Raw genomic sequence first — 23,577 nt, forward strand, 5'->3', positions numbered from 1 at the left:
TTGCTTCAGGCCGCGTTACGACGGGTCAGGGCGCCTTTGAGGCGGGCCAGCACCGACGGCGCAATGCTTGCGTTGCCCGGTTTGCGGCCACAGGCCAGATCCGCCAGATTCAGCAGTGCTTGGCGAAAGGCCGGTGCGGCTTCCAGGCTCAGCGGACCGCCCAGCAGGCTGTCGCCCAGCGCATGTCCGGCGTGGGGCAGGATCAGGTCGATCCGTCTGCCGACGAACGCCTCGAACTGCTCGCGGGCTACGGTCTGGTGAGTGCCACGCGGCTGGTTGATCACCAGCAGCAGTTGCTGGCCCTCGCTTTCATCGCCGATTTCTTCGAGCAGACGCTGGGTATTGCGCGCGCCCTGGATGCTGAATTCGCTGAGCAGGATGCGGGTTTCCACATGCCGCAATACTTCCAGCGCGCCCTGTGGATGGCCGGAGGGCAGATCCCAGACCACCTGATTGAACAGGCGACACAGGTTGGCGCCCAGCTCCAGCAGGTGATCGGTGTCGATAGGCGCGAAATGCTCGGCTGATGGTTCCTGGGCCAGCAGATGCAGACGGTCGTCGAGACGGCTCATGGCCCGTTGCAGAAAACGGGCGTCGATCTCGCTGCTGCTCAAGGCCGCAGCCAGGCCGCAATCGCCCTGGGCACCGAGCAACAGCGACAGGTCGGCGTTGTGCCGGTCGTAATCCACGGCGGCCACCGGAATATGGCGCTCGCGAGACAGCAACAGGCTCAGGCCGGCGCTGACCGTGCTGGTGCCCAGTCCGCCGCTGCAGGCCGTTACGGCAATGCTGCGACCGGTACGCACCTGGCTGGTTTGCGGTTGCTGATGGATATTGCGCGCCCGCTCCAGGCTGCTGGCCAGCAAGTCCAGCGGTACGGGTTTGCACAGATAATCCACCACGCCGCTGTGGGTCAGGGCGCGATACAGGTCGACGTTCTGCTGGCTGCCGATGGCCAGGATCGCGCAGCCGGGATCGCACAGGCTCGACAGCTCGGAGATGGCTTGCAGCGGGAACTGTTCGCCATCCAGATCCACCAGCAACAGGCTGGCCCGTTGCTCGGCGCACCAGCTTTTGGCGGCCTCGATGCCGCCGCTGAGCACCAGCGCTTCGGGCTGGCCGAGGCGCTGCATCTGCTCGGCGAACGTGCGCTGGTCAGCCGTGCCCGCGGCGAACAGCACCGGGGCCAGGAAGGTTTTGTCGCCGCTGGGTAATACAGGGTTGGTCTTGTCGTTCATGGCGGCGTCCTCAGTCGTCCTGGGAGAAGTCGATGTCCAGCAGCTCGGTGATCTTGTTTTCCTGATAACGCTGCACGGCATTGTTGGCCTGGTTGCCATCGGCGCTGTCCAGGGTGCGCGGACGTACCAGATCGCGCGGGTCGCTGACCATCCGCGCAATGTTGGCGCGGTTCGCACAGCCAAGGGTGCCGACTGCCTGGTAAGGCGTCATGGTCCAGGCGTTGGGGTTGGCGATCTGGCAATCGGGAATCTGCGCGACCATGGCTTCGGAAATGACCTGCAGATCCCAGCCGCCAGACTGCTCGGCAGCCTTGAGCTGGATGGGTGCGAGAATGATGCGCTGGGCATCGGCGCCACGCTCGCTCAAGACTCGCGCCAGGCGCTTGGCCATCTGCTCACCTGCAGGCGTGAAGGGTTGCAGGGTCAGGCTCTGGTTTTTCAGGCGACCCTGATTGCTCAGCATCGTATTGAGGTTTTCCAGTGATTCGGCACTCAACCCCTTGCCTTGATTGACCGTGTTGAGTGAAACACTCAGTGCGCTGGGATTCACTTGCACGGTGGGCGTGGGGGTATTGGCAAAACGTTTGGCACGCAGCTCGTTGTACTGCGCCGTGCAGCCAGCCATGAACAACGGCAGACAGGCCAGCAGCGCCAGACGCAAAGTGACAGGCTTCATTTTCAAGGTCTCCATCAGTACAGGTACCCTGCGCTGGCCTGGCGCGGCATCTGCGCTTCCATGCTCGGCAGGCCGCGGCCCGGGGTTTGCAATTCGCCTTCGGTGACCGGATCGACCACATAAGCGGTCGCCAGAATCACCAGTTCAGTGTCTTCCTGGGTGCTGTTTTCACCCTCGAACAAGCGTCCGAGCAGTGGCACGCCCTTGAGGCCAGGCAGGCCGCTGACCTCCTGCGAAACGTTGCTGCGCAGCATGCCCGCGAGGGCGAAGCTCTGGCCGCTGGCGAGTTCCACCGTGGTGTCTGCACGACGCACCTTGAACGCCGGGATCGTCGAGCCGCCATCGGGCAGGGTGACCGCGCCGTCATCGGACAGGTCGCTGACTTCCGGGGCGATATGCAGGCTGATCCGGTTGGGCGAGAGCAGGGTGGGGGTCATGCGCAGGATCACGCCGTAGGATTTGTAGGTGATGCTGACGTTGTTGTTGGTGATCACCACGATCGGCACTTCACCGCCGGCCGCAAAACCTGCGGTTTCGCCGGACATCGCGGTCAGGTTGGGCTCGGCCAGGATCGAGGCCATGCCTTCCACGGACAAGGCATTGATCAGCCCGGTCAGATTGCCGTCGGTAAAGCCAATGGTGTTGGCGCTGCGAATCAGTTGTCCGGCCTGGGTCGCTCCGGCGATGGTGCCGGCCGAAGAGGCGGCGTTGGCAGCACTGAACAGGCTGGTGGACGAGCCCGTCGCCAGACGGAACTTGCCGCTGTTCATGACCGCGTCCCAATTCAGGCCCAGCGTGTGGCTGAGGTTGCGCGACACTTCGACCACCCGGACGCGAATGTTGACCTGAGCGGACAACTCGACCTTGAGCTGGTTGATGACCCGCGGCGCAGCAGGACCGCCGCCTCCTGGCGCTGGAGCGCCACCGCCACCGCCACCGGCTGCTCCGGCCGCGCTGTCACTGGCGCCGACGGCGGCCTTGACGCTGGCCATGACCTGGCGGGCTTCGAGCGGCGTACGCACATGACCACGCACGATCAGGCCGTCTCCGGCTGCCGGCACGAAGCTGACCTGCGAGCCGACCACTTCGTTTTCGATCTGCTGGCGCAGGCCTTCGAGGTCGAAACCTGCCACCAGACGCATGGCGGCAATCACGTTGTCGTTGGCATCCAGCGCATACAGCGTGGTGGCGCCTGCCCGCTGGGCGAAGACAAATACACTGCTGGGCGAGGGCATCTGGAAACTGGCCACATCCGGGTCGGCCAGCAGCACTTTGGCGGCGGCGCGGGGCAGTTGCAGCAGGCGTCCCTGACGCACGGTCAGGTTGACGGTCTGGGTTTCACTGATCTGTTGCAACTGGGCACGGGTAATGACCGGCGTAACCGGCGTTCTGGCCGGCATATCGTAGTTGTCCACGGGCGCTGGTTCGGCCATGACCACTGACGGGCTGGCCAGGGTTACGCTCAAGCCGAGGCCGGCGAGCAGCAAGGAGAGTCCGTTCCGGCCCGAAGCCAGAGGTTGCGCTGTGCGTTTCATGCTGTGTTTTCCGTAAGGGCGTCTGCCGGCGCTACACCGGCCGGGATTCGCAACTGATCAGTGTTTCGCCAGATCCAGAACTTCGCTGGTTTTACCTCTGAAGAGCTGCACAGTGGCCGACGGCCCGGATTTGCCTGCGCTTTTCTGGGAGGGGTAAATACTCGTGGTCTTGTTCAGCGTGGTGACTTCGCCGCCGCCCGACAGCTCTTCTTCGGTCTGCTCGACCGAGGAGCGGATAGCCAGTTGCAGGTTGCCGATTTCCTTGGCCACGGCCAGTTGCTCGGCTGCCGACGGTGCGACTTCCAGGGTCACGGTTTCAAAACTCTGGCGCGTGCTGGTGCTCTTGGCGTTGGGCGTGGTTTCCACGTCCTTGCGCACCGTCAGGTCGCTGCGGGTGCTGTTGTTCATCGCCAGCACCCGGACATCGTGAAGAATGGTCTGTGCGGCAAGAAACGGCGCGGAATTCGCGGCAGCATCCGGCGCCTGGGTTTCCTGTTCGCGCTTGAGGCTAAGGATCACATCCACGCGATCACCGGCAGCCACCAGGCCGAAGTTGCTTTCCACGGCGCTGGTCGGCACGGACACGGCGCGCATTCCCGGCTTGATGACCGAAGCCAGAAACCCCGGCTCGCCAGGACGCACGACCACGCTGCTGGTCAGTGGCTGACCGGCATCGACCGGCTGGCGCACCGTGGCGCCGAGCAGGGAATCCTGTTTGTCCTGGCCTTCGATGAAATACAGCGAACGGGTCATTTGCGGGGTTGCCGGTTGCCAGTCGAGGCTGCCGGCATCAATGAAGTCTCCCGGCTGCAGGTTGCGCGATGCGACCAGCACCTGACGAGTGATTTCCTTTGGCGCAGCAGGCTGCACCTGAGCCTTGGCTTCGGGCTGCTTGGCCGGTGCCAGCAACGCCCGGGCGAGCAGGGCGGAACCACTGGCGAGGACAATGGCCCCAGTCAGCAGAATGAGCGAATTCTTTTTCATCGAGTGCGACTACTGTGGGTTCAGGTGTGGATGGGATTCAACAGGGTAAACAGCGCACCTGCTGCGATGGCCAGGCCGTAGGGGATACCGGCGGGGCGTTGCGCGTCATAGATGATCGGTACGGCAAGGACGTTCTGTGGCATGCGTCTGATCAGCCACATCACGCCCCGGGCCAGCGCGGCTTCGAGTATTTCCAGGGTGGGCAGCACCAGCGCCAGGATGCCGCCGACCAGCGACGTGATGATCAGGAAGGTGATCAGCTCTTCACTGCCGATCCACAGGCTCAGCACGGTCATCAGCTTGACGTCGCCACCGCCGACCCGCTCGATCATGTAGAGGCCATAGCCGACCAGCAGAACCAGCGCCGCGCCGGCTGTCGACCAGCCCATGGCGGAGATGATCTGCCAGGCCCCAAGCCCGGCAAACGGGCCAATGTCCAAGGGGGCGAGCAGGGGCAGCAGCAGCCATCCCGCCAGCAGGACCAGCACCAGTCGATTGTGGATCTTGCGATACAGCAGATCCGTGATCACCACCCAGCACAGGGCTGGCAGCAACAGCACGACGACGAGGCTGGTCATGGGCGGGAATCCTGCGCGCTACGTCAGTTGCTGCCGGTGCTGTTGTTGGTCGAGCGGATCTGGTCGGCGATACCACCGAAACGTTCCTTGAGCGCGCCGATGAACTGGCCGTCGGAGCCGAAGATATAACCGATGGCGGCAGCCATGGAGGCAGCGAGAATGCCGTATTCGATGGCAGTCACACCGCTTTCGTCCTGGAGGAATTTCTTGATGGAATTGAGCATGCCAGAGGCCTTTGTGGAATGTCGGAAAGGGTAATTCCGACCGCATGAACGGCGGTCGGAGTCGGTTCAATCGGGTGAAACGATACTAAGATTTATTCTCATTAAGCGGCAAGACGGGGATCATTAAGAAGCGTTAAGGAATCGCCCGGCCCAGCTGCAATTCCACGTGCAGACCAGGCTGGTTGTCGCTCAGGCGCAGTGCCCCGCCATGCAATTCACAGATCGCCTTGACCAGCGTCAGGCCCAGCCCGTTGCCGGGAATGTCGCCGGAGGTATGCAGGCGGTGGAAGCGTTCGACGACCTGTTCGGTTGCCGAGGCAGGAATGCCGTCACCGTGATCAGCCACACCCAGGGTGGTGAAGAGCGGACGATGCCGGGCAAACAGGGTCACTGTGGAGTTGCGCGGCGCATATTTCAGGGCGTTGTCGAGCAGGTTGGCCATGGCCTGGAACAGCAAGGCGCGATCGCCCCAGATCCGGCAGCCCGGGTCGACGCTCAGCACCAGCGGCGAGTTGCGCTCATCGGCCATGGGCAAGTAATACTCGCGCAGATCGTTGAGCAGATCCTGCGCCGGAAACTCCTCGAAAAGATGGGCGCAGCGCCCGGTTTCCACTTCCCCGACGCGCATGACGGCGCGGAACAGGCTCTGGATCCGCTCGCTTTCATCGGCGGCCATCCACAATGCTTCGCGCACATCGCCGGTGGCGATTTCGGCGGCACTGACCAGACGATTCTGCAGGCGGGTCAACGGCGTACGCAGCTCGTGGGCGATGTGACTGGTAACGCCCTTGACCTCGGCCATCAACTTGTTGATCCGCTCCAGATTGCGATAGATGTCGGTGGCCAGTCGATCCAGTTCGTCGCCACTGCGGTTGTGCGGCGGAAAGGCCTGATGATCGCCGCTGGCAAAGCGTTTCAGGGCGTCATGGATGCGCTCGATGCGGTACAGCTTGCGCAGGCTGTAGCGCAGGCTCAGGACCAGACTGCCGAGCAGCACCAGAAACAGTCCGGCACCGGCCATCAACGGAATGATCTGGGTGCGTTCGAGCATCGGTTGCAGGTCATAGGCGCTGAAATAGCGACCACCGTCGCGCAGCTCGATCACCAGTCCCATGATCTGGATATTTTCGCTACGGATGTTTCGCCAGTTATCGGGGCACCTAGAGGCGATGCAGTTCATGATGTCCAGCATCGCCGCATCGCCGGTCAGGACCTTGCCCTGCGGGTCCAGCAACAGCGAGTGGCGCTCGCTGCGACGATCATAGAGTTCACGCTGCCTGAGCAGTTCGGCCACCTGCTGGCTGCTGCGGCTCTGGGTCAGCTCATGCATGATGCGTACGTCGGCGAGAATCATTTCCCGCACATGACTGCGCATCACGTTTTCCAGGACGTAGCCGCTGCCGATGACCGAGAGCAGGGCCACCAGCAGGCAGGCGAACGCCATGGTGGCGGCTTGTTGGAAATTGCTGGTTTCAAGGATGTGGCGTAGCTCGAAACGACTAGCCGAGTTCATAGCCGATTGCACGGATGGTCCTCAGCAGACTGCGTTCAAAGCCTTTGTCGATCTTGGTGCGCAGTTTGGAAATGTGCACGTCGATCAGGTTGGTCTGCGGGTCGAAGTGATAGCCCCAGACTTTTTCCAGCAACATGGTGCGGGTGACCGTCTGGCCCGGATGCTCGGCCAGCACTTGCAGCAGGCGGAACTCCTTGTCCGTCAGGTCGATATTGCGTCCGGCGCGACAGGCGCAGCGCTGGCCCAGGTCGATGCGCAGGTCTTCGACGTAAATGACTTCTTCCATGGCGGTTTGATTGTGCCGGCGCGCCAGCACCTCCAGGCGTAACAGCAGCTCGGTGAAATCGAAAGGCTTGCCCAGGTAGTCGTCCGCACCGGCACGCAAGCCTTCGACCCGATCGCTGATCTGGTCGTTGGCCGACAGGATCAGTACGGGAGGGCGGGAACGGCCATGCAGTTTGCCCAGCAATTCAATGCCATCCATCCTGGGCAGCATGCGATCGAGCACCACCACGTCGAACGCTTCCTGGGTCAGGATTTCCAGGGCGCCTTCGCCGTCATGGGTCAATTTGCAGTTATGGCCGAACGCATGCAGTTTACTGCCCAGCCAGTGGCTGACCGATATGTCGTCTTCTACCACTAATACACGCATGCTGGTGCCGCTCCCTTTTCTAGTGGCAGTTATCTTCAAACGGAAAGCCAGATTGTAACAATTAAGATTCATTAATGTTGGTAAATGTTAATCATTATCATTGTCGGACAATGAATACGATATTGATGCGCGGTTTTCAAGAGAAAAGGCAGGAATCAGTCTTTTTACAGCGAAAGGAGAGAGGGGCGAGTCGCGGTTACTGTGCGGATTCAGGGCAAGGGCCTGCTTTTTTCTGCAGGTTCTGGAGAGGATGTAAGGAGAACATTACAAACAACTGCGGCGAAACTCAGGCCTTTTTCTTCGATCTGGCCGGGCGCTTGCTTTTGCTGGCGGTGCCGCTGGCAGCCTTGCGCGTGCCGGTCTTGCGTTTCTTCTTCCACGGCGCAGCGCCACCGGCCGGGCTGGCCGGGCCGCTGATGGTCAGGCGCAGGCCGACACAGCGAGTGACCTGCTTGCTCATCCAGGCAGCCTGTTTGGCGACGAATTCCTCCAGGCTCATTTCACCGCTTTGCACCATATCCAGCGCCTGTTCCCAGATGGCGGTGGTTCCGGGATCGGCGATGGCGCGCGGCACGGCATCGATCAGGCTGAATGCTGCGGGTGTCGCGCAGAGGGCCTTGCCTTGCTTGATCAGATATCCGCGATCCAGCAGGCCCTGGATGATGCCGGCGCGGGTGGCTTCGGTGCCGATTCCGGTGGTGTCCTTGAGCTTCTGCTTGAGCAGCGGGTCCTCGACCAGTCTGGCGACGTTCTTCATGGCCTTGATCAGGTCGCCTTCGGTGAAGGGCTTGGGCGGTTGCGTCCAGAGGTCCTTGAGAATGACCTCGTTCACCGCACAGTCGCAGCCTTGAAACAACGCAGGCAGGTTCTGCGGTGCCGGAGCTTCGCGGCCTTTTGCCGGAGCCAGTGCTTCGGGCATGGCGCGTTTCCAGCCCGGTTCGACAATCTGTTTGCCGACTGCGCGCAAGGCCTGCCCGGCGCACTCGAAATCCGCCTGGGTCCGGTCGTATTCATGGTTGGGCAGGAACTGCGCCAGATAGCGTGCCCGGATCAGGGTGTAGACCGCTCGCGGCTTGCCGGTCAGGCGCTCGATGCCCCTGGCAGCGGCGGTGGGAATGATGCCGTGGTGCGCGCTGACCCTGGCATCGTTCCAGGCCCGTGAACGGCGTTGCGGGTCCAGATGCCTGAGCAGTTCGCTCAATGCCGGATCGGCCTTGCCCAGTGCGGCAATGATGCCCGCCGCTTCGCCATGCTGGCTGATGGGCAGGTAACCGCAATCGCTGCGTGGATAGGTGATGACCTTGTGGGTTTCATACAGCGACTGGGCTATATCCAGGGTTTCCTGCGCGCCCAGGCCGAGCTTTTTCGAGCAGATTTCCTGCAGGGTGCCCAGGTCGAAGGGCAGGGGCGCTGCTTCGCGAATCCGTTCGGTGCGCAGCTTGACGACCCTCGCGCTGGCCGCATTGCGCAGGGCTTCTGCAGCCTGTTGCGCCAGGGGCTGGTTCAGGCAGCGATCCTGATCGTCACAGGCATCCGCCGGTGCTCGCCATTGAGCGATGAATGCCTGACCTTCATGCAGCAGTTTGACGTCGATGGCCCAGTACGGCACCGGCACGAAGTCGGCGATGCTGCGGTCGCGATCCACTACCAGTCGCAGGGTTGGCGTCTGCACCCGGCCCACTGGCAACACGCCCTGATAACCGGACTGGCGTCCGAGCAGGGTAAACAGGCGGCTCATGTTCATGCCGATCAGCCAGTCGGCGCGGGAGCGGCCGAGTGCCGAATGATACAGGCTGAAAGTGTCGGCTCCGGGCTTGAGCGAGGCCAGCGCCTTGCGGATCGAGGCATCGTCCAGTGCCGACAGCCACAGGCGCTGGATCGGCCCGCGATAGCGGCAATGTTCGACCAGTTCGCGGGCAATCATCTCGCCTTCACGGTCGGCGTCGGTGGCGATCACCAGTTCCCGGGTTTCGCCCAGCAGGCGTTTGACAGCCTTGAACTGGCTGGCGGTTCGGGGCTTGACCAGCATCTTCCACTTGTCGGGGACAATCGGCAGGTCGTCCAGCACCCAGCGTTTGTAGCGGGCGTCGTAGGCATCCGGTGGCGCGGTTTCCAGCAGGTGGCCGATGCACCAGGTCACGGTGGCATTGGGGCCGATCCAGCAGCCGTCCCCACGCCGTGTCGCGCCGAGTACGGCGGCGATATCTTTGGCCTGTGAGGGTTTTTCGCAGAGAAACAGCCGCATAACCACCGCTTTCATTGACGGGTCTTGAAGGCGGTAAGGATGAACACTGAATGCGTCGGGAGCAAGGTTTATCTGTATGGATATACAGATAAACCTTGTAGGACCTGCCGGGCGGCAGGCTAGATGGCGATTTCCACCTGTTCGCCATTCAGGCGCACCGGCCATACTTCGAGCTGTTGCTCGGGGTATTCCACGCAGGAGCCGTTGTGCAGACGAAAGTGCTGCTTGTACAGCGGCGAGGCGATCACCAGGTCTCCGCCAATCTGCCCGATGATGCCGCGGCCGATGACATTCGCCCCGGACTTGGGGTCGCGGTTTTCGATGGCATAGAGCTTTTCGCCTTCGCCGGTTTCAGGCAGATAGAACAGCGCGACCTGCGCGCCATCAAGCCAGGCTACCACGCCGGAGTTGGCCACCAGATCCCGGCGTGTGCACAGCGGCAGCCATTGGCTATGCGTGACTGGCGCAGATGTTTTTTCGGCATAGGCCATATTGGACTGGCTCATCAGACCACCTCCTTGAACAGGGGAATAAGGGCGATTTCTTCGGTTCTGGCCGGACGACGCTGCTCGCGTTCCTTGACGAAATGCACGTCCGGGTCGCTGCGCTTGTCGTTGACGAAGGTACGGAAGCGCTTGAGCTTTTCCGGGTCCTTGAGGGCGTTGGCCCATTCGCATTCATAGCGATCGACCACCAGTTGCATCTGCGCTTCCAGCTCTGCCGCCAGACCCAGGCTGTCATCGATCACCACGGTCTTGAGGTAATCCAGGCCGCCTTCCAGCGATTCGCGCCAGACCGAGGTGCGTTGCAGTTTGTCGGCGGTGCGGATGTACAGCATCAGGAAACGGTCGATGTAGCGGATCAGGGTTTCGTCATCCAGGTCGGTGGCGAACAGTTCCGCATGGCGTGGGCGCATGCCGCCGTTGCCGCTCACATAGAGGTTCCAACCGTTCTCGGTGGCGATGACACCGACATCCTTGCTTTGGGCTTCCGCGCACTCACGGGTGCAGCCGGAGACCGCGAACTTGAGTTTGTGCGGCGAGCGCAGACCCTTGTAGCGATCTTCGATGCGCAAGGCCATGGCCACGCTGTCCTGCACGCCATAGCGGCACCAGGTGCTGCCCACGCAGGATTTCACGGTGCGGGTCGACTTGCCGTAGGCATGCCCGGTCTCGAAACCGGCCTCGATCAGCTCGCTCCAGATGTCCGGCAGTTCGTGCAGTTGCGCACCGAACAGGTCGATGCGCTGACCGCCGGTAATCTTGGTGTACAGGTCGTATTTCTTGGCCACGGCGCCGATGGCAATCAGGCCATCCGGGGTGATCTCGCCACCTGGAATGCGCGGCACCACCGAGTAGGTGCCGTTCTTCTGCATATTGGCCATGAAGGTGTCGTTGGTGTCCTGCAATGGCACCAGCGAAGCGTCGGTGATCGGACGGTTCCAGCAGGAAGCGAGAATCGAACCTACCACCGGTTTGCAGGTATCGCAGCCATGCGCGCCCTTGCCGTGGCGGGTCAGCAGTTCCTCGAAGGTTTCGATGCCTTCGACGCGGACCAGCGAATACAGCTCCTGACGGGTATAGGCAAAGTGTTCGCACAGGCTCTTGTCGACGCTGACGCCGCGGGCGATCAGTTCGTGCTCGAAAACCTGCTTGAGCAGCGCCGCACAACCGCCACAGCCGGTGCAGGCCTTGGTCTGGGTCTTGATCGCGGCCAGGTCGGTACAGCCGCCATCGATGGCCGAGCAGATCGAAGCCTTGCTGACGTTATGGCAGGAACAGATAGTCGCCGTGGCTGGCAGCGCATCGGCGCCGAGCGTCGGTGCGCCTTCGCCACGGGGCAGAATCAGGCTCGAAGGATCGGCAGGCAGTGGAATGCCGTTCTGGGCGTATTGCAGCAGAGTGTCGTAATAGCTGTTGTCGCCGACCAGCACGGCACCCAGTACCTGCTTGCCATCGGCCGATACCACCAGGCGCCGATAGCTGGAACTGGCCTCATCGATAAAGCGGTAGCTGACTGCGCCAGCCAGTGCGCCATGGGCGTCGCCTATCGAGCCGACATCCACGCCCAGCAGTTTGAGCTTGGTGGACATGTCGGCGCCAAAGAAGGAATCGGCTTCCTGTTCGCACAGTTGCGCGGCAACGCTACGGGCCATCTGATAGCCCGGTGCGACCAGGCCGAAGACACTGCCGTTCCAGGCCGCGCATTCGCCAATCGCGTAGATATCCGCGTCGCTGGTCAGGCAATGTTCATTGATCGCGATACCGCCGCGTGGGCCGAGTTCCAGTTCGCACTGGCGGGCCAGCGCATCCTGCGGACGAATACCGGCGGAGAACACGATCAGATCGGTTTCCAGGAACTCGTCATTGGCGAAGTTCATGCGGTAGCGGTACTGCTTGCCGTCGCTGATCGACTGGGTAGCACGCGACAGGTGTACGCCAACCCCCAGGGATTCGATCCGCGCCTTGAGGGCCGCGCCGCCATACTCGTCCAGTTGCACGGGCATCAGGCGTGGCGCGAATTCCACCACATGCGCTTCCAGTCCCAGGGATTTCAGCGCATTGGCAGCTTCCAGGCCCAGCAGGCCACCACCGACCACCACGCCGCGCCGTGCCTTGCTAGCGGCATAGCGGATGGTGTCGAGGTCTTCAAGGGTGCGATAGACCAGACGTGAATCGCCCTGGGCGCCTTCGATGGGCGGCACGAACGGGAACGAACCGGTGGCCAGGACCAGCTTGTCGTAGGTGAAGCAGCCTTCAGAGGTGATGATCTCGCGGCGCTCGCGATCGATCTCCAGTACCGGAACGCCCAGGTGCAGAGTCAGCCCGGCTTGTTCATAGAGGCTTGCATCGCTCATGGCCAGCGATTCGGCATCGCGACCGGTGAAGTATTCGGAAAGATGCACGCGGTCATAGGCGCGCTGGCGCTCTTCGCCAAACACATGAATGCGATAATGCTCCAGGGCGCCGCCTGCGATCAACTGCTCGACGCAATGATGACCGACCATGCCATTGCCGACGACGATCAGGGTCTTTACATCGTTGAGGGGGAAGACTGTGGTGTTCATAGCAAGTCCCGGCCGAGGCCAATCAGGTTTTTCAAATCCAAAAAAAAGGCGCCCGGAACCTTTCGGTTCCAGGCGCCTTTGCCTGTCATTCATCAATGTCTTGGGGGGGCATCAAGCCACGTTGCCGGATGCACCCGAGTATTCCTGTGCATGACTATGCAGAGGCTGTGCCAGTTTGCGAGAGCGCCTGTTTTCAGGGGTTTATGGCTGAAGAAAGCAGCGGATGCCCGCTTTGCATTGGTGCGTCAGTGCCAGCCATGCTGTAAATCTGTGCGTTTGTACGGGTTTTGTTCGCGCACGAATTGGCTCCCACGGAGCCTGTACACAATGCCCCGACATTTGTATTAACCTGCGATCCCCCAGCCCGATCCGCCGCCATGAACATAACCATCAGCGAAGTCCAGCCTGCCGATATCCATGCAACCATCGACTTTGTCATGCGCGCCCGTGGCGAAATCTTTCCCATGCTCGATGCCGCTGTGCTCCCGGCCGACCTGGCGGATTTCGAGCGGGTGTATCTGCATGCCGATAGCGGCAAGTTCCTGATTGCCCGCTGCGCAGGCGAGATCATCGCCGCCATCGGTTATCTGCCTTACGATCATCGTTTCGCGCAACTGGACTACACAGGTCGCAGCACGGTAGAGATTATGCGTCTGTTCGTCAGCCACCCGTTCAGAGGCGCCGGGCTGGCAGGGCGGTTATACGCAGCGCTCAAGACACAGGCCGTTGCCCATGGCGTCGAGGTGTTGTATCTGCATACCCATCCGTTTTTGCCGGGGGCGATCCGCTTCTGGGAAAAGCAGGGTTTTGTGACGGTTGATGTTGAGGACGATCCGCTCTGGCAGACAACGCACATGCAGTGTCTGCCTTGAAGCTGCCGGACTTACCAGAGCGCAAGCTCATAGGTGATGTAGATCCGGTTACTGTCACGCCCCCGGGCATAATCCGACCGGTAGACATAGTTACGCAGCTTCATGCCCAGCCCTTTGAACGTGCCGCCCTGCAGGACATACGCCAGCTCGATATCACGCTCCCATTCGTGCAGCCTGGCTGCGCCGGACTTGCCATTGTCGCCACTCAGATAGCGGGTCGAGAACGACAGGCCCGGTACGCCCATGCGTGAGAAGTCATAGCCATAACCGAGCATCCAGGTCTTTTCATCTTCCTCGATGAACTTGCCGATCCCGACGTTACTGAACGAGTACACGGTTGCGCCGCTGATATAAGGCAAGCCCGCATCGCCGCTCAGGGTCTGGTAACCGCCGCTGAAACTGTGCCCGGCCAGGGCGTAGCTCGCCTGTGCGCTGAGCATGTCGTTATCGATCTTGCCACTCCGCGCCGCGCCGGCATCCACGCTATGGAAATAGCGCAAGTCGCTGGTCAGCACCCCTTTGCCGATGGGCAGATCGTGCTGGACCGAGGCAAAGTTCTGTCGGTAGAAGTCCTCAAGCTCGCCATGGAAGTAGCTGAGGCGAATATTCTTGCCCAGCTTGTAGTCCCCGCCTATATACGTGAAATCCGCGCCTTTACCGGTAAAGCCGTCGGGGATGATCGAGCGACTGTCCGAGGAGTCACGCAGCTTGAATTGATCCAGGTGACCACCGGTCAGCGTAAGGTTCTCGATGTCGTTACTGATGAACTGGGTGCCCTGATAGGTCTGCGGCAACAGCCGCGCGTCGTTGTAGATCAGCACTGGAGTCCTGGGCAGCAACGAGCCATGCTTGAGCGTGGTTTTGCCCAGGCGCACTTTTGCGGCTGCGCCCAGGCTGGAAAACTCATCCGCCGCACGGCCGTCGCCATGCACCGGCAACAAGCCTGTACCGCTGCGGCCTTTGCCGGAATCAAGCCTGACGCCCAGAAGCCCGAGCGCATCAATGCCAAAGCCCAGGGTGCCCTGGGTAAAGCCGGACTGATAGTCGAGCAGGAACCCTTGCGCCCATTCACTGCGCTCGCTTTTTGCGGTGCTGGCTGCACGCGCGCTCAGGCCGTTTTCGTCGCGGAAGTTTTCGTTGAAGTAAACGTTGCGCAGTTGCAGCTTCAGCTTGCTGTCTTCAACCAGGCCCGCTGCGCCGACACTGGCGCAGGGCAGGGCGCCCAGTAAGGAAAAAAGCGCTCCACGTTTGAAAAACATACTCATGCTCGATACTCATTGTTGTTATTGGAAGTGCAGTGATCCGCGAGTCCTTTTCAGGACCCGTGAGCAGTTGTGTTTCAGGGCTGGATCAGACGAACAGGGTCAGGGCGCCGGTCAGCAGGGCCAGGGCGGTAATCACCAGTGAGGTCAGCACCGCCCATTTCAATGTGGCTTTCTGAAAGTCGCCGATGTCGCGATCGATCATGCCGACCAGCAACAGAGTCGAGGCCACCAATGGGCTCATCAGATGCACCGGCTGACCGAGAATCGAGGCCCGGGCAATTTCCAGCGGGCTGATGCCGTAGGCGGCTGCGGCATTGGCCAGGATCGGTACGACGCCGAAGTAGTAAGCGTCGTTGGACAGCACAAAGGTCAGCGGCATGCTGGTGATGGCCACGACCAGCGGGAACAGATGTCCCCATTCGGCCGGAATCCAGTTCACCAGCGTCTGCGCCAGGGCGTCGACCATTTTGGTGCCGGAGAAGATCCCGGCAAACACCCCGGCAGCAAAGACCAGCAGAACCACGGTCATGGCATTGCCGGAGTGGGCCAGAATGCGTTCTTTCTGAATGTCCAGGTGTGGGTAGTTGATCATCAGTGCTACCACGAAACCGATCAGAAACAGCACTGCCGAGTGCATCAGGCCCGTTACCAGGGCAATCATCACGGCGATGACCAGCACCAGGTTGACGTAAGCCAGTTTCGGACGCTTGTGCGGGCTGTTGCCCAGAATCTCGTCGATGTAGCAGTCACCAGCGCCTTGCAACTGTACGTTGCCGATGCGTTTGCGTTCGGCGCGGCCCAGCAGAAAGGCGGTGAACACCACCCAGGCAGCGCCGCCGATCATGGTGGGCAGCAACGGGATGAAATACTCGCCGGCATCCAGCCCCAGCGCGGCAATCGCCCGCGTGGCAGGTCCGCCCCAGGGCGTCATGCCGCTCATGATGCTCAAGGAAAGCATCGATACGATACCGAGGATCATCGGGTTCATGCCGATGCGTTTGTACAGCGGCAGCATGGCTGCACAGGTAATCATGTAAGTGGTCGTGCCATCACCATCCAGGGCAACGGTCAGCGATAAAAATGCGGTGCCCACGGCGATTTTCATCGGGTCGCCATTGACCCGCTTGAGAATCTTGCGGATCAGCGGATCGAACAGGCCCGAGTCGATCATCAGGCCAAAGAACAGGATGGCGAACAGCAGCAGGGCTGCGGAGGGCGCGACCATTTTCAGGCCGTCGAGCATCATTTTTCCGGTGCTGCCGCCGAAGCCGCCAATGATTGCGAAAACGATGGGAACGATGGTCAATGCGACAATCGGGGACAAGCGTTTGGACATGATCAGGTAGGTGAACACTACCACCATGGCCAGGCCAAGAAAGGCAAGCATAGGAATCGTCTCTTGTTGTTATGTATGGGCGAGCGAATGCAGCCGGGCCTGCCGGGCATCTTGTGTGCGATGCCCGACCTGCACTGGCAGATATCGGTTGGGGTCAGTCGGTGTCAGCTGCGCTCGGCAGCCAGTGGCAACGGAGTTTCAGGCGTGGTGGCGATAGCTCGTCCGTCGAGCTGTTGCAGAAGCGTCTGACGGTCGCATGCGTTTTCCGACAGGGAAATCACGACCGTAGCGACGGCGTTGCTGGCCAGACTGGTCAGCGCCCGGGCTTCGGACATGAAACGGTCGATACCGATCAGCAGCGCCAGGCCAGCCAGTGGAATGTCGTGGATGACGGTAAGGGTCGATGCCAGGGCGACAAAGCCGCTGCCGGTCACGCCCGCCGCGCCCTTGGATGACAGCAGCATGATTGCCAGCATCGTCAGGGTTTGCGTCATGCTCAGCTCGATATTGCAGGCCTGGGCGATGAAGATGGCCGCCAGGGAAAGGTAAATCGCCGTGCCGTCCAGATTGAAGGAGTAGCCTGTTGGCAGCACCAGACCGACGACGCCTTTCTTGCAGCCCAGGGCCTGCAGCTTCTCCAGCATGCGGGGCAATACGGGCTCGGTCGATGAAGTTCCCAGCACGACCAGAAACTCTTCCTTGAAGAAGCGCAGCAATTTCCACAGGCTGAAACCGTTGGCGCGGCAGATTGCGCCCAGCACGACGAAAACGAAGAAGCCGCACGCGATGTACAGGGTCATGATGAGCTTGGCCAGCGAGCCCAGGGAGGTAATGCCGTACTGCCCGACGGTAAATGCCAGGGCTCCGAACGCACCGACCGGAGCGAAGCGCATCAGGTACGAAAAGATCTTGAAGACCATGTGCGATGCCGATTCCAGCACATTGAGCACTGGCTTGCCGCGCTCGCCCAGCGACGACAGGGCGAAGCCGGACAGTACGGCGATAAACAGCACCGGCAATACTTCACCCTTGCTGAATGCGCCGATGAAGGTGTCTGGAATGATGTGCATGAAAAAGTCCACCACGCCCAGCTTTGCTGCGGAGTCGGTGTACTGGCTCAAGCCGGCAGTGCTCAACTTCGCCGGATCGATGTTCATGCCTGCGCCCGGCTGGATCGCGTACACCGCGACCAGTCCGATGAACAGGCTGATCACGGTCAGGACCAGAAACAGCAGCATGGTCTTGCTCATCAGGCGTCCGAGAGAGCGTTTGTCGCTCATGCCGGCGATGCCGGTGACGATGGTGCAGAACACCACCGGCGCGATCATCATTTTGATCAGTTTGATGAAGGCATCGCCCAGCGGTTTCAGCGCGATGGCCTGCTGAGCCCAGAAGTGTCCGACCAGGACCCCGAGGATCACGGCGCAGATAATCTGAAAGTAGAGCGATTTAGCGATTTTCATGTTGCATCACCCATTATTGGAGTTGTTCTGATGCGGTACTCAAGGTCAGGCACGGCACACTGCAGCTAAAAAACGTCAACCTGCCAGCAACTGCGCGGCCGGGGCGTAAACCTCTCCGGAGAAAAGCCGACGCGCCGTGCGTACTACCGAAGCACGGATGGTTTGTCCATCTTCCCCGACATAGGCCAGAGCCACCTGGATCGAACCGCTCGGGTGTTCTATGCGCACTTCTTGCAAGCGCTGGGCCTGGGCATTGCCCAGCAGCCGCGCAACAACGGTATCCTGGCTGACACAGGCGGTTGCCAGGCCGATGGAGCCGGTAATGGCCAGGGCCTTATGACAGTTATGCGGCATGAAGTAGCGAACCTTGAGGGTGCCGCCAGCATCGGGAAGTGAAACCAGCACCGGTTTGGGGATCACTTTGTCACTGACATCGCCCAGGCCCATGGCCATTCCGGCGCGCAGGCGCAGTGCTTCGAGTTGGCGCAGAAAGTCCTTGTCGGCGTCCAGCTCGGCGGGCGTTTCATCGCCACGCTTGCCCAGCAGCGAGGCTTCAATGATGACCATCGGCATTGCCATGTCGATGCAGGTTACCGGGGTGCCGTCGAAGATATCCGTCTGCTGGCCGGTAGGGAAAAGCTTGCCGGTCTTGCTTCCGGCGGCGTCGAGAAAGGTCAGTTGCACAGGCGCTGCCGTACCCGGTACGCCGTCAATGTGCGTCTGGCCTTCATAGCTGACCTGGCCGCCGGGGGTGTGAACGTCGGCGCAGACGAAGGTGCCGGTATTGAGGTTGCGAATCCGCACTTGAGTGGTGTCGCCGCTGGCCTTGACCAGCCCCTGTTCCACGGCAAACGGTCCGACGGCGCAGAGCATGTTGCCGCAGTTGGGCGCAGTATCGACGCGGCGTTGGGAGACCATGACCTGCACGAACAGGTAATCCACATCGGCGTCCTGATGAGTCGAGGGGCTGACGATTGCCACTTTGCTGGTCTGCGGGCTGCCGCCACCAATGCCGTCGATTTCAAGTTCGTGGCCTGACCCCATGAGCGCCAGCAGAAGTTCGTCACGTTCAGCGGTGTCTGCAGGTAAATCGCTGGCGAGAAAAACCGGCCCCTTGGAGGTGCCGCCGCGCATCAGGACGCAGGGAATCGGTTGCATGATTTCGGACTCTTGTTGATCAATTGGAGTAATTGATGTGTTGGAAGCAAGAGTCCCATGGATTTTTAAGCGTATCCAATGCAAAGATCGTAGCTATTATTCCACTTTAAGAAATAATGGTTTGCCGGTCATACAAGCCCGTCCCACTTGAGAAAAAAGGAAAATAATGTGGAATATGAGCTGCAAGATATTCGATCTTTCGTGAAAATCGCTGAACTTGGCAGCTTTCATGAGGCTGCTGAAGTGCTGCATATTTCCCAGCCCGCATTGACCCGGCGCATCAAGAAGCTGGAGCAGGGACTGGGTACCTCACTGCTGGACCGAACCACTCGCCGGGTCAGCCTTACCAGCGTGGGGCGCGATTTTTTCCCCAAGGCGCGCCGGCTGCTCGATGATTTCGAGGACTCGATTCTCAATATCCGGGAACTGGCCGAGCGGCAGATCGGCCAGGTGACCCTTGCCTGTATTCCCACGGCAGCGTTCTATTTCCTGCCTTCGGTGATCCGCCTGTACAACGAGCGCTATCCCAAGATTCGTATCCGTCTGCTCGACCTCAGTGCCAATGAGGGCCTGGAAGCCGTGTTGCGCGGCGAGGCGGATTTCGGCATCAACATGATGAGCGGGCAGCACCCGGATATCGAGTTCGTACCACTGGTGAAGGAGCCTTTCGTGCTCGCCTGTCGACGTGACCACGAACTGGCCGGTCGAGAGTCGGTGGCCTGGATCGAACTCAGCGAATATCGCCTGATCGGTGTCGGGCGCCTGAGCGGCAACCGCATGATTCTCGACCATGCGCTGGCCGGCTTGAGTTGGCGGCCCAAGTGGTTCTACGAAGTGCAGCACTTGTCGACATCACTGGGGATGGTCGAGGCGGGGCTTGGAATATCGGCCATGCCCAGCCTGGCAATGCCGGCAGAAGGGCATCCCACGCTGGTCAGCGTGCCCCTTGTAGAGCCGGTGGTCGACCGCACCCTGGGGCTGGTTTCCCGCCGTGGCGCATCACTTTCGCCAGCGGCCGAGAAGTTCGTGGCGATGCTGCTGGAGCAATGGCCGCAATGATGTTGAGTGTCGGGCTTTCAGGGACGGATCACCTGGTCAGCTCACGCCCGATGATTGCGTTCAATCGTTCGCTGGCCCGTGCGGGCAGGCTGGTCGGGATTGCCGGTGAATGTTCGACCGGGTCACCCACCTGAATCAGCATCACCATGCCCATCGCCAGATGAGGAATGCACTGGATGCCATAGAAGCCTGGCGTGTTCAGGGTCAGTTCGACCTGCTCGTTGATCCTGCCCTTGAATCCAGGTACTCCGGCAGGTAAGAGGCCTGGAATCGAGGCCGCATTGTGGCTGCTGTGGGTGGCGATGAACTTCACGGTATCGCCCGGCGCAATGTGCAGGAAGTCGGGCTCATAGATCATGCTGCCGGCTATGCCGCGATTGAGCATTTTGACTTCATGGGTCTGGGCCATGGCTGTCGGGCAGCAGACCAGTGCAAGCAGGGTCAGTGCAGCAAGAATACGCATTCAGGCAGGTTTCCGGATTCAGTCATTGGGGAAGCAGACGCAGTATTTTTGCGCCATCGAATGGGTCGGTCAGCCAGTGAGCCCTGACGCCAAAGGTGCTCAGCAGTCGTTCAGGCGTGAGCACATTCACAGGCGTTCCCAGGGCAACCATCCGGCCGTTTTCCATGACCGCCACGCGATCACAGTCCAGCGCCTGATTGAGGTCATGCAGGGCAATCACGGTGGTGACCGGCAAGGATTTGATCAGGCCCAGAATCGACAACTGATGCTGGATATCCAGATGGTTGGTCGGCTCGTCGAGCAGCAGGATCTTCGGGCGTTGCGCCAGCGCCCTGGCGATGTGCGTACGCTGGCGTTCACCGCCGGACAGCGTGTGCCAGGCGCGCTTGATCAAGTGCAGCATGCCGACATCCTGCAGGGCCTGACGGACAATCGCATCGTCGGTTTCGCTCCAGGGTTCCAGCGCCGACAGCCAGGGCGTACGGCCCAGTTCTACGGCATCCAGCACGGTAATCGCGTCGCTGGTATCGGCCTGTTGCTCGACCACGGCCAGCAGACGGGCGATATCGCGGCGTTTCATGCCGCTGAGCATCTGTCCGCCGAGCCGAACCTCGCCGCTGCACGGCATCTGGATACCGGCCAGCAGCTTGAGCAGGGTCGATTTGCCCGAGCCGTTGGGGCCGACAATTCCAAGGGTTTCGCCCGGCTCAATGCTCAGGCTCAGATCCATGAGCAAGGGTTTGCCCTTGATCGCATAACCAAGGCTGGAGCAGGTCAGCAGCGGGGTATCGACGATGGGCGAGAAAGCGTTCATCGAGTGGTTTTCCCCCGGATGAGAATCAGCGCGAAGACTGGCGCGCCGATCAGCGCGGTAATGACGCCGATGGGTAACACCTGACCCTTGATCAGGGTCCGCGACAGGATATCGGCGGCAATCAGGAACAGCGCGCCGCACAATGCACTGAACGGCACCAGCCGGGCATGGCGCACTCCGGCGACCATGCGCACGGCATGGGGAATCACCAGCCCGACGAAACCGATGGAGCCGACCAGAGACACCATCACCGCCGTGACCAGTGCGGCCGAGGCGATCAGCACGATTTGCACGCGGCGCACCGGAATGCCGAGCGAGGCTGCCGAATCGCTGCCGAAGGTGAAGGCATCCAGCGCCCGTCGATGCCACAGGCAGACCAGAAAACCGAGCAGCACCACCGGCACCGCCAGCCAGACCGAATGCCAGCGCACGCCACTGAGATTGCCCAGCAGCCAGAACATGATGCCGCGGGCCTGTTCGGCGCTGGCGGACTTGGTGATCAGAAACGAGGTCAGCGCATTGAACAACTGCGACCCGGCAATCCCGGCCAAGATGATATGCCCGGCCGCAGTCGGGCCCTGGGAGGAGCGGGCGAGCAGGGCAACCAGCGAGAAAGCGGCCACGGCGCCGACGAAGGCGCCCGCCGACATCGACATGACTCCGGCACCGAAGCCCAGAATCGCCACCAGCACTGCGCCGGTCGAGGCGCCGGCGGAGATTCCCAGCAGGTACGGATCGGCCAGCGGGTTGCGCAGCAGCGATTGCAGCACCACCCCGGAAATCGCCAGCCCTGCGCCACAGGCTGCGGCCACGATTGAGCGGGTCAGGCGGTAGTTCCAGACAATCCCTTCGTCGATCGGATCGAGCACATAACCGGCAGCCCACAGCTTGTTCGCCAGCACCTGAAACACCACCGGCAGGCTGATACTGGTTTCACCGATGGCTGCGCCTGCCACTATGGCCAGCAACAGCACCGCAGTGACCCAGAGCGTGTGGAGCAGCGCCGTGCTCAGCTTCATTTGGCAGTGTTGTAGCGGTTGGCCGCTTCGGCGAGTTCTTCGATACCGGTGAACAGGCGGATGCTGGCCTGCATGGCGTCGGCGTCGATGATCACGATGCGGTCATGCTTGACTGCGTCCATGTTGCGGGTCACCGGGTCGGACTTGAGGAATTCGAGTTTCCTGCGGTAGTCGTCGGCCGGGAAGCGACGGCGATCCATTCGTGCGATGACCAGAATGTCCGGGTTGGCCTTGGCGATGGTTTCCCAGCCCACGGTTGGCCATTCCTCGTCGGACTCGACGATATTGCGCATGCCCAGGTTATTGAGCATGAAGTCCGGGATGCCTTTGCGGCCTGCGACATAAGGGTCGATATCGATGTCGGCACTGGAGAACCAGAATACGGCGGAAACATCGCTGGCCTTGTTCTGTTTGACGTTCGCCACCGCATGGGCCAGGCGATTGCGCAGTTGCTCAACCAGTTGCTGACCGCGGTCCTGCACGTCGAATATCTGCGCCAGTTGCTCGATGCTCTTGTAGATGGTGTCGATGCGGAAGGGCTCCAGGCGCGTGCCGTCTGCCCCCACCAGATTGTCCTTGCCTTCGCAGTCGGACGGCATGATGTAGGTCGGAATCTTCAGGTCATGAAACTGTTCGCGGGTGCCGACCACGCCCTGGGCGCCGACCATCCATTCCAGTTGCACTGCCACCAGTTCCGGGCGCTTGCCGATCACCGCCTCGAAACTGGGATCGTTGTCTGCCAGGCGCTCGACCTTGTCGTTCTGCGCCTTGAAGCGCGGCAGCACATCGTTGAACCACAGCGAAGTGCCCACCAGTCTGTCGCCAAGGCCCAGTTCGTAAAGTATTTCGGTGCCGGCCTGGCCAATGGTCACGGCCTTGCGCGGCGCCTGCTCGAAGGTCAGCTTCTGGCCGCAGTTCTCGACTGTCAGCGGATACCGGGTAGGCGCTGCGAGGCTCATGGTGGACAGGCTCAGACCTGCGATGAGTACGGCAAGGCGAGGCAGTGACATTAGGGCGATCTCCGTTTCGTACGTGCAGGGCGCAATGTACAGACAGGAAACACATCCCCGGCACTGCAGCGGAAGGCAGGGCAAGGCAGCCATGAGTCGGCGCGCGGATGTCCTTCCCGGACACCCCGCCGGTCAGTAATGTGTAGGTCGGCAGGTCTCCTGACTGGCATGTCAACACCTTTGCTCCAGCCTTCCCGGGAATACCCAGTGACGTAATGAAGCGGGCTCGATGCCTACAGTTGCGGGGGCAGTTTCGTTTGAGCGCAAGCTCACGAATTCCCTGTTAGTTCCTCTCGGAAACCGACGGGGCGCGATGGTAAACGATAAGCCTTTTAGTGGCTAATCCTTTGCGCGAAAGCGTTGCAGGCAGTTGATCAGGTGCAGGCGCATTGCCGCCCGGGCGGCA

Annotated in this window: 21 protein-coding genes and 1 riboswitch; of the genes, 2 read left to right on the forward strand and 19 right to left on the reverse strand. The window is 61.1% G+C overall.

Annotated elements, in window-relative coordinates:
- Positions 1 to 5: 5 nt before the first annotated feature.
- From ALQ04_RS01420 to nirB, 11 genes are all read right to left on the reverse strand, one after another.
- On the reverse strand, positions 6 to 1,238 hold the full coding sequence (locus ALQ04_RS01420) for a hypothetical protein (protein ID WP_122313946.1): 1,233 nt from the start codon (positions 1,236 to 1,238) through the stop codon (positions 6 to 8).
- A gap of 10 nt (positions 1,239 to 1,248) precedes the next feature.
- Positions 1,249 to 1,914 (reverse strand): CpaD family pilus assembly lipoprotein, encoded by a 666-nt coding sequence (locus ALQ04_RS01425; RefSeq protein WP_183142080.1) that lies wholly within the window; start codon positions 1,912 to 1,914, stop codon positions 1,249 to 1,251.
- A 14-nt stretch (positions 1,915 to 1,928) separates the two neighbouring features.
- On the reverse strand, positions 1,929 to 3,449 hold the full coding sequence (locus tag ALQ04_RS01430; protein ID WP_221033381.1) for a type II and III secretion system protein family protein: 1,521 nt from the start codon (positions 3,447 to 3,449) through the stop codon (positions 1,929 to 1,931).
- Between the two features lie 57 nt (positions 3,450 to 3,506).
- Complete coding sequence (cpaB, locus tag ALQ04_RS01435; RefSeq protein WP_122313949.1) at positions 3,507 to 4,433, reverse strand: Flp pilus assembly protein CpaB; 927 nt, start codon at positions 4,431 to 4,433, stop codon at positions 3,507 to 3,509.
- Between the two features lie 20 nt (positions 4,434 to 4,453).
- On the reverse strand, positions 4,454 to 5,011 hold the full coding sequence (locus ALQ04_RS01440) for a prepilin peptidase (protein ID WP_122313951.1): 558 nt from the start codon (positions 5,009 to 5,011) through the stop codon (positions 4,454 to 4,456).
- A gap of 23 nt (positions 5,012 to 5,034) precedes the next feature.
- Positions 5,035 to 5,235, reverse strand: a complete 201-nt coding sequence (locus ALQ04_RS01445) for a Flp family type IVb pilin (protein WP_122313953.1) — start codon at positions 5,233 to 5,235, stop codon at positions 5,035 to 5,037.
- A gap of 133 nt (positions 5,236 to 5,368) precedes the next feature.
- Positions 5,369 to 6,748, reverse strand: a complete 1,380-nt coding sequence (locus ALQ04_RS01450; RefSeq protein ID WP_122313954.1) for a HAMP domain-containing sensor histidine kinase — start codon at positions 6,746 to 6,748, stop codon at positions 5,369 to 5,371.
- Positions 6,735 to 7,400 (reverse strand): response regulator transcription factor, encoded by a 666-nt coding sequence (locus tag ALQ04_RS01455; RefSeq protein ID WP_122313956.1) that lies wholly within the window; start codon positions 7,398 to 7,400, stop codon positions 6,735 to 6,737. The genes ALQ04_RS01450 and ALQ04_RS01455 overlap by 14 nt, the downstream gene beginning before the upstream one ends.
- Before the next feature lie 286 nt (positions 7,401 to 7,686).
- Complete coding sequence (locus ALQ04_RS01460) at positions 7,687 to 9,645, reverse strand: DNA topoisomerase III (protein WP_122313958.1); 1,959 nt, start codon at positions 9,643 to 9,645, stop codon at positions 7,687 to 7,689.
- A gap of 119 nt (positions 9,646 to 9,764) precedes the next feature.
- Positions 9,765 to 10,151: a nitrite reductase small subunit NirD gene (gene nirD, locus ALQ04_RS01465; RefSeq protein WP_122313960.1), complete on the reverse strand. Its 387-nt coding sequence runs from the start codon at positions 10,149 to 10,151 to the stop codon at positions 9,765 to 9,767.
- The gene (gene nirB, locus ALQ04_RS01470; RefSeq protein WP_122313962.1) at positions 10,151 to 12,712 is read right to left on the reverse strand and encodes a nitrite reductase large subunit NirB; all 2,562 of its coding nucleotides are present in this window, start codon (positions 12,710 to 12,712) and stop codon (positions 10,151 to 10,153) included. The genes nirD and nirB overlap by 1 nt, the downstream gene beginning before the upstream one ends.
- A gap of 377 nt (positions 12,713 to 13,089) precedes the next feature.
- Here nirB and ALQ04_RS01475 point away from each other — a divergent pair, with 377 nt between their 5' ends.
- Entirely contained in the window at positions 13,090 to 13,584 is a 495-nt protein-coding gene (locus ALQ04_RS01475) for a GNAT family N-acetyltransferase (RefSeq protein WP_122313964.1), read from the forward strand.
- Positions 13,585 to 13,595: 11 nt separating this feature from the next.
- Here the strand turns inward: ALQ04_RS01475 and ALQ04_RS01480 are convergent, their stop codons facing one another.
- The 4 genes from ALQ04_RS01480 to ALQ04_RS01495 all read right to left on the reverse strand — a co-directional run bounded on the left by ALQ04_RS01480 (position 13,596) and on the right by ALQ04_RS01495 (position 18,806).
- Positions 13,596 to 14,849 carry an OprD family porin gene (locus tag ALQ04_RS01480; RefSeq protein WP_122313966.1) on the reverse strand — a complete coding sequence of 418 codons (1,254 nt, stop codon included), beginning with the start codon at positions 14,847 to 14,849 and terminating at the stop codon, positions 13,596 to 13,598.
- An 85-nt stretch (positions 14,850 to 14,934) separates the two neighbouring features.
- Complete coding sequence (locus tag ALQ04_RS01485) at positions 14,935 to 16,236, reverse strand: CitMHS family transporter (protein WP_122313968.1); 1,302 nt, start codon at positions 16,234 to 16,236, stop codon at positions 14,935 to 14,937.
- A gap of 113 nt (positions 16,237 to 16,349) precedes the next feature.
- Entirely contained in the window at positions 16,350 to 17,648 is a 1,299-nt protein-coding gene (locus ALQ04_RS01490; protein WP_122313970.1) for a dicarboxylate/amino acid:cation symporter, read from the reverse strand.
- A 75-nt stretch (positions 17,649 to 17,723) separates the two neighbouring features.
- Positions 17,724 to 18,806 carry a 4-oxalomesaconate tautomerase gene (locus tag ALQ04_RS01495; RefSeq protein WP_122313972.1) on the reverse strand — a complete coding sequence of 361 codons (1,083 nt, stop codon included), beginning with the start codon at positions 18,804 to 18,806 and terminating at the stop codon, positions 17,724 to 17,726.
- Positions 18,807 to 18,974: 168 nt separating this feature from the next.
- Between ALQ04_RS01495 and ALQ04_RS01500 the strand changes: the two genes are divergently transcribed.
- The gene (locus tag ALQ04_RS01500) at positions 18,975 to 19,865 is read left to right on the forward strand and encodes a LysR family transcriptional regulator (protein ID WP_122313974.1); all 891 of its coding nucleotides are present in this window, start codon (positions 18,975 to 18,977) and stop codon (positions 19,863 to 19,865) included.
- Between the two features lie 28 nt (positions 19,866 to 19,893).
- Here the strand turns inward: ALQ04_RS01500 and ALQ04_RS01505 are convergent, their stop codons facing one another.
- The 4 genes from ALQ04_RS01505 to ALQ04_RS01520 are packed head-to-tail and all read right to left on the reverse strand — an operon-like array spanning position 19,894 to position 23,171.
- Positions 19,894 to 20,328: a pseudoazurin gene (locus ALQ04_RS01505; RefSeq protein WP_122313976.1), complete on the reverse strand. Its 435-nt coding sequence runs from the start codon at positions 20,326 to 20,328 to the stop codon at positions 19,894 to 19,896.
- Positions 20,329 to 20,350: 22 nt separating this feature from the next.
- Entirely contained in the window at positions 20,351 to 21,142 is a 792-nt protein-coding gene (locus ALQ04_RS01510) for an ABC transporter ATP-binding protein (protein WP_122313978.1), read from the reverse strand.
- Entirely contained in the window at positions 21,139 to 22,161 is a 1,023-nt protein-coding gene (locus tag ALQ04_RS01515) for an iron ABC transporter permease (protein ID WP_122313980.1), read from the reverse strand. Before ALQ04_RS01515 ends, ALQ04_RS01510 begins: the two co-directional genes overlap by 4 nt.
- Positions 22,158 to 23,171, reverse strand: coding sequence for an ABC transporter substrate-binding protein (locus ALQ04_RS01520; protein ID WP_122313982.1), 1,014 nt, complete (start codon positions 23,169 to 23,171; stop codon positions 22,158 to 22,160). The genes ALQ04_RS01515 and ALQ04_RS01520 overlap by 4 nt, the downstream gene beginning before the upstream one ends.
- A 131-nt stretch (positions 23,172 to 23,302) precedes the next feature.
- A riboswitch (cobalamin riboswitch) is annotated at positions 23,303 to 23,491 on the reverse strand.
- Positions 23,492 to 23,577: the final 86 nt, after the last annotated feature.

This window comes from Pseudomonas cichorii (assembly GCF_003700275.1).
Lineage (GTDB): Bacteria > Pseudomonadota > Gammaproteobacteria > Pseudomonadales > Pseudomonadaceae > Aquipseudomonas > Aquipseudomonas cichorii_B.